The sequence below is a fragment of the Agarivorans sp. 1_MG-2023 genome (assembly GCF_030548385.1).
Lineage (GTDB): Bacteria > Pseudomonadota > Gammaproteobacteria > Enterobacterales > Celerinatantimonadaceae > Agarivorans.
In genome coordinates this window covers 218,503-231,493 of the sequence record NZ_JAUOSJ010000003.1, presented here as the reverse complement: position 1 = coordinate 231,493, position 12,991 = coordinate 218,503, and the positions used below count along the sequence as shown (strand labels likewise).

11 protein-coding genes are annotated in these 12,991 nt (G+C 39.3%); 7 read left to right on the top strand and 4 right to left on the bottom strand.

The window, feature by feature from the left end; genetic code table 11:
• Positions 1-24 precede the first annotated feature (24 nt).
• Both Q4592_RS05405 and Q4592_RS05400 read left to right on the top strand, forming a co-directional pair.
• Positions 25-492 (top strand): DUF4019 domain-containing protein, encoded by a 468-nt coding sequence (locus Q4592_RS05405; RefSeq protein ID WP_303510749.1) that lies wholly within the window; start codon positions 25-27, stop codon positions 490-492.
• 29 nt (positions 493-521) lie between these two features.
• Positions 522-1,991, top strand: a complete 1,470-nt coding sequence (locus Q4592_RS05400; RefSeq protein WP_303510746.1) for a hypothetical protein — start codon at positions 522-524, stop codon at positions 1,989-1,991.
• 331 nt (positions 1,992-2,322) lie between these two features.
• Here the strand turns inward: Q4592_RS05400 and Q4592_RS05395 are convergent, their stop codons facing one another.
• Together Q4592_RS05395 and Q4592_RS05390 are read right to left on the bottom strand one after the other, a co-directional pair.
• Positions 2,323-3,585 carry a Y-family DNA polymerase gene (locus tag Q4592_RS05395; RefSeq protein ID WP_303510743.1) on the bottom strand — a complete coding sequence of 421 codons (1,263 nt, stop codon included), beginning with the start codon at positions 3,583-3,585 and terminating at the stop codon, positions 2,323-2,325.
• Entirely contained in the window at positions 3,585-3,992 is a 408-nt protein-coding gene (locus Q4592_RS05390; protein WP_248715039.1) for a LexA family transcriptional regulator, read from the bottom strand. The genes Q4592_RS05395 and Q4592_RS05390 overlap by 1 nt, the downstream gene beginning before the upstream one ends.
• A gap of 253 nt (positions 3,993-4,245) precedes the next feature.
• Between Q4592_RS05390 and Q4592_RS05385 the strand changes: the two genes are divergently transcribed.
• Positions 4,246-4,983 carry a DNA/RNA non-specific endonuclease gene (locus Q4592_RS05385; protein WP_303510732.1) on the top strand — a complete coding sequence of 246 codons (738 nt, stop codon included), beginning with the start codon at positions 4,246-4,248 and terminating at the stop codon, positions 4,981-4,983.
• Positions 4,984-5,198: 215 nt separating this feature from the next.
• Here the strand turns inward: Q4592_RS05385 and Q4592_RS05380 are convergent, their stop codons facing one another.
• Positions 5,199-5,759, bottom strand: a complete 561-nt coding sequence (locus tag Q4592_RS05380; RefSeq protein ID WP_303510730.1) for a super-infection exclusion protein B — start codon at positions 5,757-5,759, stop codon at positions 5,199-5,201.
• Positions 5,760-6,261: 502 nt separating this feature from the next.
• Here Q4592_RS05380 and Q4592_RS05375 point away from each other — a divergent pair.
• Both Q4592_RS05375 and herA read left to right on the top strand, forming a co-directional pair.
• Complete coding sequence (locus Q4592_RS05375; RefSeq protein WP_303510728.1) at positions 6,262-7,527, top strand: SIR2 family anti-phage-associated protein; 1,266 nt, start codon at positions 6,262-6,264, stop codon at positions 7,525-7,527.
• Complete coding sequence (gene herA / locus Q4592_RS05370; protein ID WP_303510726.1) at positions 7,524-9,356, top strand: anti-phage-associated helicase HerA; 1,833 nt, start codon at positions 7,524-7,526, stop codon at positions 9,354-9,356. The genes Q4592_RS05375 and herA overlap by 4 nt, the downstream gene beginning before the upstream one ends.
• Positions 9,357-9,617: 261 nt before the next feature.
• Here the strand turns inward: herA and Q4592_RS05365 are convergent, their stop codons facing one another.
• Positions 9,618-10,163, bottom strand: coding sequence for a type III toxin-antitoxin system ToxN/AbiQ family toxin (locus Q4592_RS05365; RefSeq protein ID WP_303510724.1), 546 nt, complete (start codon positions 10,161-10,163; stop codon positions 9,618-9,620).
• 832 nt (positions 10,164-10,995) lie between these two features.
• On the opposite strand from Q4592_RS05365, the gene Q4592_RS05360 reads away from it, so the two are divergent.
• Positions 10,996-11,226 (top strand): DUF2188 domain-containing protein, encoded by a 231-nt coding sequence (locus Q4592_RS05360; protein WP_303510722.1) that lies wholly within the window; start codon positions 10,996-10,998, stop codon positions 11,224-11,226.
• A 410-nt stretch (positions 11,227-11,636) separates the two neighbouring features.
• Complete coding sequence (locus tag Q4592_RS05355) at positions 11,637-12,668, top strand: IS110 family transposase (protein ID WP_303510720.1); 1,032 nt, start codon at positions 11,637-11,639, stop codon at positions 12,666-12,668.
• The last annotated feature ends 323 nt before the right edge of the window (positions 12,669-12,991 follow it).

Here is a 12,991-nt window from a genome sequence, read left to right as displayed (position 1 = left end):
AACCACCAATAAATGGAATAAAAAATGAAAATTACACTACTATCAATATTTTTAATAATGCAAATTTTTTTCTTTTCACATGCTGAAGAACTCACAGAAAATGAAAAAATTTCAACCGCATCAGAGATATTAAATAAAATAGATCAAGGTGTTACAAGTAACAATGACTTTTATGACATATATATAAATTCATCAGATAGAATAACCACAACAATCAGTGAAGATAAGTTCAGCTACTCAATACATAAATCTCGGGGAATACTAGGTGAAAAGCTAAAAAGAAAATACTTAAGTCACAACATAGTTTCTAGCGACAACTCTTACCAAGAGTTAATTTCAGTTAACTTTTTCACAAGTTTCAAAAATGATAAAAGCGGATATAAAGAAACATTAACCCTTGAAAGAAACTCAGGCTCTAACGATAAGTGGATAATGGCTGGGTATTATATAACCAAGCAATCGATTGGGAAATTGCACATTAAAGATCAATAACCACCCCATATAAGTAGTACGGAGAAGCGATGTTAAAATACTTATCCCTTACAGTTTACATTAATGATAAAAAACACTCTTCATCGTGGGTTTCCTTAGTGAAGGAGCTTAGCAATAAATTATACTCGTATGAGGTTTGGAGTCAGTATTTTACCTCTAATGGAGAAAGTAGAGTATTTGGAAAAATCCAGATGGATAACAACTTCCGATTAACCAAGGGTGAATTCTTCACTTCTGATGGAGTAACAAAAATTTCTGTAGATGATTGTAAGTACTCACTACTGCTCCCTTCTGGAGGATCGTATAAAGGGGAAACTTCATCGGATTTCATCATTAGTTCTTCAGTTTTCTCATTATATTTAGCCGCCATTTCCTTCAAAAGAAAAGAAAAAATTTCTGTCCTTGACATAAATTCACTAAAAGAGACATCCATGTCACTTACTCGAAATGGACATAAGTTAATTATGTCAAGTGGAGATATTATTGAACTTGATTCAAACGATTCGCCAATTGGCTATACTAGCCCAAGTAATAATCTAATAGCAAAACCTGAAAGCTCTCCTCCCCCTTCTTGGAGAGAAGATGTTTTTACCCCAGTAGTCCAGTCAGGTTCCAACCTAAATCAAACTGAGTCCCATGTATCTATTTTACTTACAGGTACGAATTGTTCAATATTGGGCGTGTTAACCCCACCTAAAATATGCAAACGCCCGATAGCTTCGGTTTTGTTAGTAGGAGGCTCCGGGGACTACAATGTTGATGGGGTGAACGGGCAAAGTGACCTCGGTTATAAAAAGCTTTGTGAGCATTTAGCCCAAGAAGGGATGTTGACTCTCCGTCTTGAGAGTTTATTACCTCTGTTAAGTCGACAAATTGAAAATGGACAGGTAGCTCGTTCTAACATTCAAAACGCAATTCACTCAATAGTGGTATTTCTAAAGCAACAGGTACAAGGTCCGATTGTTCTTATAGGGCACTCTCTAGGAGGCTCTTTGATTCTAGACTCTAAAGTCACACTTGGTCTAATTGACGGTGTTGTTTTGGTTAACGTCCCAGGGAGAACCTTAGATGAGGTAGTAGTAGACCAAAAAAGAGAGGCACTATCCAAACTGGGGTACTCAACAGAAGATATAGAAGCTCAATTAAACAAAGATAAGTCGTCTTTTGAGCGTATTAGAGAGTATCCAAATACCGTTGAAAAAGAATTTGGAAAAGGTCTCGCGTGGCTGCCGGCTGTACTTGAAATAGATCCCAAACGGAGTTTGAATAACTTCACAAAAAAAGTACTGATTGTTCGAGGAGAAAAGGACAAGCAGTTATTTGATAGAGACTGGGAAGAACTGGCTAATCCTCAAAATATTCCTAAATCATGTGAACGTGAACTTGTATCAGTTCCAAGTTTGTCACATATATTTTTAATGCCATCATCAAAGCAGAAATCTATAAATCATCCACTTTTAGACTCTGTTATAAATTATGTCAAATCGATTACTCCCTAAATAGAGAGTCGAAGGGCAAGAAAGAACAATATTATTTAGGCAACGACGCTGTATAAATGAGTTATCACGAATGGTCGCTGTTTTACCAAAGTCGCATGCACTAAGCTTGTAACGGTCCAATAGTTGTAAGCTGACCTTAGCTATCTTAAGTCATGAAGAGACATTAAATACTGTCTCTTCACTATTCCTACGGCCTACTTACTAGCGTCGCCATATAAACCATGTAGTGGCATTGTGAATATGGCCTCCTGCTTAGAGGTTTTTTCCTAGCTCTGATACGTCGATGAAGCTCATAATAAGGCAAGAATGCAACAGGCAGCCTAGCAGCTAATCATTTGCAGCAAATACGCGGAATGTGATGCCAATCCGTCGTGTATTGAGGTGTAAGCATATCCCTTCGCATATGCCACTTGGGGCAGATACCTTGAGAGCCTAAAAACAATGTGTCACTGCCGTAGCGTTTATTTAGTGCGTCAACCGCCTTCATCAATTCTGGTCGGCCCGGCTTTGCCGTAAACATATCCAGTTGCTGATGTTGTTCGTCAGTTAAGTCCATAAGGCCTACGCCGACTTTGTAGTATTTGATACCTGGAATAAATAGTTGGGGAATTGCTTGTGACACCAGCTGACTCATCACAATGCTATCGTTAGTTGCACAAGCGGGCCGTAATACCTGTTTAAAACCACGACTGATACCATCATCAAACGGCGAATTATGTGCAAAGATTAGAATCGCACCAGCTACGCTACCTTGCTCTCTTGCTTTTAAACATGCACTACTTACATGTAGAGAGAATGCTTGCATCAACGAGTGTAGCTCCAGTATTCGTTGGCCAGTACTTCTCGTTGAAAAAATCTGCTGCTTGTTCGCTCGCACTTCATCCCATGATTTTGTGGATACCCCGTTAAGTTCGAGAATTGTTCTCTCCATTTCCACACTGAAATACTGCTTGGCAAGTTTCGGTGGCATCTTTGCAAGTTTGAGCGCAGTTGTTATTCCCATGTCTTTGAGGCGTACACTTAGCTTTCGTCCAACCCCCCAAACATCGGACACACACATTTTAGATAAAATCCGGTCTCTTTGTTCATTGCTCTCAATCACACACACTCCATCGAATCCTGGTAGACGTTTAGCGGCATGATTAGCGACCTTACACAGCGTCAGCGTTTTTCCAAATCCCACACAAACGGGTAAACGCACTTCTTTCCAGACAGCTCGTCGTATTTGCTTTCCGAGAATATCAAACGGGGGAAGTGCCTCACGGGAATTTGATACATCTATAAAGGTTTCATCAATACTGTATACATGTTGCTTTGGAGCAAATGCGCCAATGATTTGCATCATATGCATCGATAAGTCTGCATACAATTCATAGTTTGACGAGCACACAATGACACGATGCTTTTCACACAATGATTTAATCTGGAAAAACGGCTTAAAGCGCTCAATACCAATAGCTTTGGCCAAACGATTTACAGCGACCACACAACCATCGTTGTTGCTCAATACTATGATTGGTTTGTTGCGCCAATCAGGGCGAAACACCGCTTCTGCTGAACAATAAAAGCTATTGGCATCAACAAGCGCAAACATTAAAGCAGTTTCAATAAACGAGAGGGACGATGACAGCGTATAGAGCGGATAACGACGCCCTCTACAGTGAACCTATCACAGCTACTAACTGCCACAGGACTATAGTGTTCGTTGGCTGATAGCAGCATTCGTCTTGATTTATCGATAATCTTACACACAAACTCACCATTGATATTCGCGACAATTACATCGCCACTCTCAACATGGACGTGACGGTCAACAATCAATACATCTCCATCGTGTATACCGCTACCCAACATTGAGTCTCCGGACGCTAGACCGATAAATGTGGCAGATGGATGCTCAATAAGCAGGTCATCTAAACTCAGTGGGAGTTGTGAATATTCTGTCGCGGGGGACTCAAAACCGGTGAGACCAGCACTCGCGGAAATAGGGATTACTTTCATTCAAACCAACAACTGTATATACATACAGTCATTATAGATACGTTATACAAAAAGAGAAACTAGTAATTGCTGTAATAAGGAGTCACTTGAGCCAGTCCCCGCATAGACTTCAAATGATTCGCGGATGTCTGTTCGTGTTTTTACAAAGCCTACCTGTCAGGCATGCAATTACGCTCAAGTGAGTAATTATCAACTTACAACCATATTGATAGTTATGTTAGATTTGGACTACACCCTATCTAAAGGATTTATAATGAAAGCATGGATAGCAATTCCGCTATTAGTCTCGGGGTACGTGAACGCTTCTGAATTTCGCACACCAAACTGCCCAATTGGCTGCCCAAGTCTTGATATTGAGGGAAATATAGTCATCTTTGAACGGCTATACACACTCTCCCAAAGTAAGAAAACGCAGTTTGCCGATTGGGTGGCTTATGAAGTTGATGTACTAAACTTTGGCACAACAACCAACAGAACGTGGAAAAACAATCCTTTACTCGATGAAAATGAGCGACTGGAAAAAGATGACTATAGTGGAGCGTCAAGTAAGCTCGATATTGACCGTGGACACCAAGCTCCACTAGCAAGTTTTGTGGGAAGTCGCTACTGGCCTACCCTTAACTATTTATCCAATATTACGCCTCAAGCTAAAGGTTTAAACCAGGGTCCATGGAAAAACCTAGAAGAAGCGGTTAGAGATGCTGTTGGGTTTCGTGAAAATCTATATGTTATTACAGGCCCGCTCTACCGTAACGAAATGGAAGGCTTACCAAAAGCCGATGAAGCCCATGCAATACCATCTGATTACTACAAGATTATATATGATGATAAAGGCAACTCTGCCGCGTTTCTCATGAGCCAACAAACAACCAGGAATACAGACTACTGCACGACAAAGAAAACAATCTCTGAATTAAGGGCTATCGTGCCATATGCCATTCCCGGAGGCTTAGCTGACAGTAATGAAATTTTTGCACGACTAGGGTGCTGAATGTAATCCAAATATTTAGGGGGTAGCTTGCTCAACCAACCTCTGGATAAGACGCTCTAGCTCGTCTTTGGACAAAAACTTGTTAGAGCATTCACTTATTCGAAGGAATTTCGGATTAGTACAAATATGGAAGAATCAAATTAACGGCTAATGAGACGAAGCGCGTTAGCGCTTCCAGCCCAAAGGGCGATGCTGCCTTTGCTTATGTAAATGTATCACCATCGGCTGTTCCTATGTAAATTAGGAGTAAAGCCTTCAAGTAGTTGCTGATTGGTTTCCAAATATTCTTTGGCCCATGGTTGAATGTTATATGCCCACCCATCGACCATATCACCCATATTGCTAGCCCTATACAATATACCCTTTGTCTCTAAGCTCCCCTTAATACCGTCTTCCTTGAGGAAGTACTGTGTAGTTTTCTGGCCCAAAACATATGGTGCAAGGTATGCCTTTTCATCAGGTGTTAGCTTTGCTAACTCTTTCTGTTTAGCTTTGATTAATAACTTTCTATCTTTTTCATTTTTCCATTTTTGAAATGCATATTTCATTAAACCAAATATGCCGGCAACGGCCTGTGAAAAAACAATAGATAAAGATAGAACGAAACAGCCACCAATGTAGGGTTTGTTGGCTTCTCTAAATTCGGTGAGACCAATTGTCGTGATAAGTTCACCACTACCGAATAAGATAACTCCGCTGGCAATTGCCAAGCCTGTAAAAATTACTGGGCTTGTTTGTTTTATCGAGCCTAAAAGCCCGCTGAATGCTTCGATCATAATTTCTACTTAACAGTATATTAAGATCCAGATTATCACCTTTTCAATGATGCATCAGCCACCTATCCAGAAAGCGACAAAGATATCACCACAGGAGCCAGTTAGGGAGGTCACTTATGTAAGTATATTTCGGATTGGCCTATGTAAGGCATAAGTTGTTTCCCATTGAATACTACGACAAATGGAACAATCGAAACCATCAAGGCCACGCAAAATGAGAATGCTCGAGATTATCAATTTCCACATCTTTTTTGTCCAAGAAACGATTAGTATAAATGCGGGCAAGTCATTGATGGTTTTTTAGTCAACCCGAAAGTGTACCTTACTTTGAGGCACAAACGAGTCAGTACGTCCCAACCCACCTCTGGACATTTATGAGTTACGGATGAACCGTATTATAAGGACCTAGAAGGTGTCCAGGATTCTCAGGTCTTACCAATTGTATCTCCCACAAAAAAATAGCACACTCTCTATACGCATATTTTGATGTAAGAAAAATAGAATGAGTGAGTTTATCTACCAAGGTGCTACTAAGATTTCTGAGGATGACTTTAAAAGTCACTTAGGCTCTTTATGCCAGTTAGAAAACATAGGTGTCCTTCTTGGTGCTGGTGCATCTGTAGGGTGTGGTGGTATGACAATGAAAGATGTGTGGCTTGATGCAATCACCACTGATCCAAACATAATTATTGAATTACTCGACTTTAAACTCATTACTCAAGAAAACATCATGAACAACGATGTAAATGTGGAGCAACTTTTAGATCAAGTAACTCAATATTTATCGGTTTTCAAAAACACCTCGCCCTTAAATGATGACTCAGATCTAGAGACTCACCCAGTTACGCGGCTTCAAAAAACTCTTCTATGCTTATATCAATCTGTAACTAAGGCTGCGCTGCTGGTAGAGCAAAATAATTTTGGAAATGAAAACTTAGGATCTCAAGAACAATTCAAATATCACCGAGAGTTGCTTGAAAAATTAATTTCAAATCGCCAGCCAGGTCAGGCTGCACCAATGCTATTTACCACCAACTATGATCTCTCATTAGAGTGGGCTGCTGAAGAAATAGGCATTCAACTTGTTAATGGCTTCTCAGGGCTACACACAAGAACTTTCCAGCCTCAAAATTTTGACTTGAGCTTTAGAAACGTCAATGCAAAAGGTGAAGCCAGATTTGGGCATTATCATGCCTATTTGCATAAACTACATGGCTCTCTTTCTTGGATTCAGGAACAAGAAAGTGATATCAAGGAAATCCCTTCAGCTTTAGCGAAAAGTCGTTATATTGATCCATTGCTAGAGGGTGAAGCAATATATGATAAGCAATTCTTAATTTATCCTGGTGCCAACAAGTATCACCATACAATCGGTTTTGTATACGGAGAGATGTTTCGTCGGTTTAGTGAGTTTTTATCAAAACCTCAAACAGCCATTTTTGTAAATGGATATGGCTTTGGTGACTATCACATCAATCGAATAATTCTTGGGGCTCTGCTCAATCCTTCACTACATATTGTTATTTTCTATCCTGAACTCGATACAATATTGTCAGATACAGCTAATTTGAACGAAGCACAAAAATGCATCAAAAAACTTAGATCTCTGTCATTAAACCAAATTACAATTGTTGGCGGATATGACAAGGCTTACTTCAATTCATTCGTTAAATACCTCCCAAAGCCCGTGTTATTCCCTAGAGATACTTCCACACAAGATCTTGTAGCCGCTATTAATGATTTAGTTCAAAGTGAAAATCAGATATGAGCATAGAAACTGTCGATTCTATTGGATATGTTGTTGCTTTAGAAGGAACGAAAATTCGGGTTAACTTGCTTGAAGGACATAAAGGACAGCTAGCCTCTCATAGACGAGGAATCAGTTCAGTCTCTCAGCCTGGAGATTTAATTGGATTAGATGCTGGTACTAGCCTCGTTATTGCAAGAGTCACTGACATGGCATTTGTTGATCCAGACAAAGCTCACTCTTCCAATGTCGGTACTATGAATGTAACAGACACCCCTCTAAGGCAACTCATTGCATATTCTGTTGGCTTTGTATTTCAAGATGATGAAACTCAAAAGTTTATTTCCGAGAGTTGGAAATTACCAACATTAGGAGCAAAAGCAATTCCTCTATCGAGCGACTATTTAGAAACCATTTATGGTGTAAATGAAAATGAAAAAGACTCAACAATTGAACTAGGAAGAGACTCTAGAACTAAAACGACGAGGATCAACGCCGGCCTCAATTCTCTACTTTCAAGACATTTGGCTGTTCTTGGAAGTACAGGTTATGGGAAATCAAATTTCAATGCCTTATTATCACAAAGAATACGTGAAAAATTTACAAACTCTAGGATCGTAATTTTTGATATAAATGGTGAATATGCTGATGCATTTATTGGTCAAAAACGCGTTAAAGAAACCATTTTGGGTAGCCCGCCCCCTTCCTCAATTAAACCAATAGTATTCGAGCCTGTAACGCCCCCTATTATTTTTAATGGTAAATACCCTACATACCATCAAATACCTTATCAAGCATTTGGCTACGCCGGATTAATCAAGTTATTAAGACCAAGCGACAAAACACAATTGCCAGCATTACGTAACGCTTTGAAGTCACTTCATATGGTTTATTCAGATGTGAATGGAAATATATCGACTTCTGAAACAATACCACCTTCGACTACACCTACAAGTTGGTTCGAATTTGTTGATGATTGTCGACAAGATGGACAAGAAAATTTAGGTCAATGGTTAAAAAAATTGAGAAACAATTCACTGGGATACTTCCCAATCTGGCCTCCTTTTAAAGCATTGGCTAATCTTGTCGCAGAGTTCGGTTGCCAAGCATTCGCACCTAATGGAAACAGTAAGAGAGATGCTTTCAGTTATGGGAACGTATTGCCATTAGTCAAAATAATTCAACAACTCGTAGATGATCCACGCTTCAGAAATGTAGTTAACTTATCTGGAGGGCAAGCAATTAATAACCCGATGACTATGTGGAATGAAGAAGTTGAAAGTGAGGTTGATTATATTTTTGGTAAACAATCTGGGGAACCACAAGATTGGGATGTTCATATCATTAATTTAAAAAATATAGCTGACGATCATACCCCAATGATTTTAGGTTCACTTTTAGAGATGTACTCTGATGTGTTATTTAAAAGAGGCCAAGATAAAAATTTTCCAACCATGCTTCTTTTAGAGGAAGCACATCACTACCTTAGAGATCCTTTCGCAGAAGAAGGAACTCAGCTTAAGGCATACGAAAGGCTTGCAAAAGAAGGGCGTAAATTTAATTGCTCTTTACTTGTGAGTACTCAACGTCCATCAGAGCTATCGTCGACGGTTCTAGCCATGTGTTCGAATTGGATCTCATTGCGCTTAACTAATGAACGAGACATCAATGCATTAAGACATGCGATAGAAAATGGTAATGAACATACACTCAGCGAAATATCTGGTTTACCTAGAGGTGACGCTATCGGTTTCGGCTCGGCATTCAATATTCCTGTTAGATTTACGATTGATAAAGCGGAGCCTAGCCCTCAGTCTTCAGATGCTGCATTTGCTTCAATATGGTCATAATGAAGTATCTTAATTGGGCAGTTATCGAACCCAAAAAACAAATTTAGCTTTAAAAAAAGTGAAAAATCAATTAGCTTTTGTATGGCAATTTGAAGCTAAGAACGGCTGAGCAGTGATATTGCTCTAAAACGTTTTGGGGCAGAAATGATTTAGGAAATATAACCAGGGTGTCCGAATTCAGTTGACCAGGCCAAGTCCTTACCAGTCACAAACATTCAAACATGTGCGGAGAATGCCCAGAAAGGGCTTAAAATACGCGATTTACTTAAATTTTTTGGCTAACTCAGCTAATTTATTTTCGGATACTGCTTTTTTTTCAGGTTTAGTATATTCACTCTTAGCTTTCTCAAGAGCTAAGAAGTCACATGAGTTCTTGGCGAAGTTACCGCGATTATTAATAACTAAGTTGTAGAGCTTCTTAGCTTTCTTCTGGATAGATTCTGAGTTTTTACGGATAAATTGAACTTGCTTATTTAGAAGCCCTTTGTAGAACTCATCTGTGATTGAGTCAATATCTAGCTCCGTAATCTCAGATTCAACCACAGGAATCATGTAAAGAACCTGAATCGCTCCAAGCTTATCAGTTTCATCATCATCGGCATGCAGTTTAAAGATTGTTGGTCTATTAGCAGGGATAGCATCAATAGATGGCTTCTGAGATGTCAATGGCGCTAAATATTTGCAGTTATTAACTTCTAGAAGAACACCAATATATGGCTTATCGTTCTTGTAGTCATTACTAGGTACTTTAGAATCGACGCTTCTCAAGTGATCCAAGTAGGAGTCGCTTATTGTGTATATTTTCATTATTATAACAGTCCATATATCGAAAAACCCCGCCGAAGCGAGGTTTAGATTTTAGTTTCACACTTAACGGTAGTGACTCTCCGAGATTTTAGTTTCACACTTAACGGTAGTGACTCTCCGAGATATCAAAATCACGAACAAGCCGCTCAATTGATGTGGTTATTATGAACCTTGTTTGACGTAGCTGTCAACTACTTTACCCTCAATAAACGCCAACCCCCTCATTTAGACTGCCACTAGAAGAGGGAGGATTACAATGCAACGGATAACTTATGGTAAGGCAAACTGGCATTAACAGAATACGAATAAGTAATTACTCTAAGCAGGAATGGGGCAGAAACGTGGTATAGCATTCAACTATGCAATGGTTTCCGAATTGGCTTAAGTAATAGAGATTTTGATTTAACGCCTTCTAAGCAGTCAAAAAAATATTAGCTATCGTTATAGAGCCTAGCGGAACGTAGCTAATTACTTTGTTATTCTTCACCGGGAAAAAATAAACACCGTCCAATTTCAAGCTTTTTATACTCAAACCCTACTGCCGTTTTAGGTCTCAATTGTGGCGGTATTTCCTATTGTTTTGAAAGAATTTACCGAACAATATATTTTTATTCGCTACAAAAATAACTGTAATTATACCTTGATTTTCGTGTAGTGGTTTGGCTTTCAGCCGCTTATGGTTAGGGCTCACCAACTGGTTATTAATTTGAAGAGTTATTCACATATTGTTCAATTTATTGTGCCTTGAAATCTACAAAGAACCTCACTATCTTGTGGGTGTAGTTTCAAAAAAGCACTACATCTAGTGCTTAACTACAATTGGAGGATTATTATGACTCGTAAAACAACGCACGTAACACCACATGCAAATGGGTGGCAAGTAAAAAAAGGGGGAGGACAGAGAGCATCTGTTGTGACTTCGACAAAAGCAGAGGCAGAATCTCTTGGACGAGAGATCAGCCGAAAATCAAACAGTGAATTTATTATTCATGGGCAAAACGGGAAGATACAACGCGCTGATAGTCATGGCGGCGATCCATTCCCACCAAGAGACAAAAAGTAAAAAACAGCGAACTAAGTTCACTGCTTTATGTTAAGTAATTTGAGGCAAGGGTTGCAGCCCTTGTCTTTTTCCTCGAGTCGAACAGTACCATTTTCAGAAATCACTTGTCACTATGAATGTAGCGAGAATTTATATTAGTTATAGAAACAAAAATGGTTATAGAAGTACTATTTTAATTGATTTAGCTGTGACGATTGGATAGGGAGCGGCGATTATTGGTGTGGCTACATATGTACTCACAACAAAGCCTAGAAAGTTAAAGTACTATACAAGCATTAGTAATATCTGTTCGATTAACAGAGTTCAGAAGTGTTTAGAAAAACAAATCTAAATCTAAATTGATGTATGGGATCCACTCCCTCCTTTGCCAATCTAGACTTAGGAGAACGAGAAAATACGAGGATTCCAATATGCTGACCATTAATGTTATCGCTATCGACCTAGCCAAAAATGTTCTTCAAGCTTGCCATATTAGTACTCATGGCGAACTGCTTTCAAACAAGCCTTTAAGCCGACAAAAGATGAAAGAGTTTCTAGCAAAGGCCAAGCCATCCATTGTCGCCATGGAAGGTTGCTGTGGTTGTCATTATTGGGGCCAATTAGCCGAAAAGTTTGGCCACGAAGTAAGGATCATTAACCCTAAGAAAGTAAAAGGGTATTTAGAGGGCCATAAAACTGACCATAATGACGCTCTTGCCATCGCTAATGCGGCAATTCAAATTGGAATTAAATACAGTCGGCCAAAATCACTAGAGCAACAATCTATGTATTCTTTAGAAAGTAGTCGCCGATTTCTTTCACGCAGTGTGGTCTCTCTAGGACAGCATATTCGAGGGACAATTTTAGGCTATGGTATTGCAAACCCCAAAGGTGAAAAAGGCCTAAAAGCCTCAGTTCAAACGGTGCTGGATGGGGAAACATCAATGCCTGAAAATGTTGTTTCCGTAATGTCTATGCTGTGGGAACAATACAAACAGCTCAAAGCGAAGTTAATTGCATTCGAAAAAGAAAAGAACGCCTTAACTCGTCAAATTGAACCATGCCAACGATTAATGGAAATCGAAGGTGTTGGAGAAACAACGGCTGCGATGCTCTATACAACTCTTGGTGACGGTAAGCAGTTTAAAAATGGTAGGCAAGCTTCAGCTTTCATTGGTCTCACACCTAAACAGCATAGCTCTGGAGGTAAAGTCTTTATGATTGGAATAGATAAGTGCGGTGGAGTGAAAGAGCTGCGTTCCCTTCTTTATCTTGGTGCAATGTCTTATGTAGGCCGACTGCCCGAAAAACCAAAAACACAAAAAGATGCTTGGTTACACCAAATAATAGAGAGGATTGGTTTTAAGAAAGCCTGTATTGCTCTGGCAAACAAAGTTGTTCGGACTGCATGGGCCATGCTTAGGTATGAAACAGAATACAAATCCATTTTACTGACGGCTTGAAACAAAAATAATTCCTAGTTTTACAAAATGATGAAGCATAAAAGGTAAGACCAACCTACTGAAAACCTGGCCATTCTGTAATGCTTTTAAAGCTGTTAACTCGATGAGGACGGTAGGTGCGCAAACATCAAAGGCTAGAAGGTAGCGCCTTCAACAAGAAGCCGAATATACGTACGCATCTTAACTTTTATTGAAATTGTCACTTTGTAAAAACGTGGATCCCATATACGAATTGGGGCAAAGATGAGTTAGGTTGCGCACTTTGTATGCACACCAACTTCAAAGTAATAAAACTAGTTATAAAATCCCACCATTATGGCGAC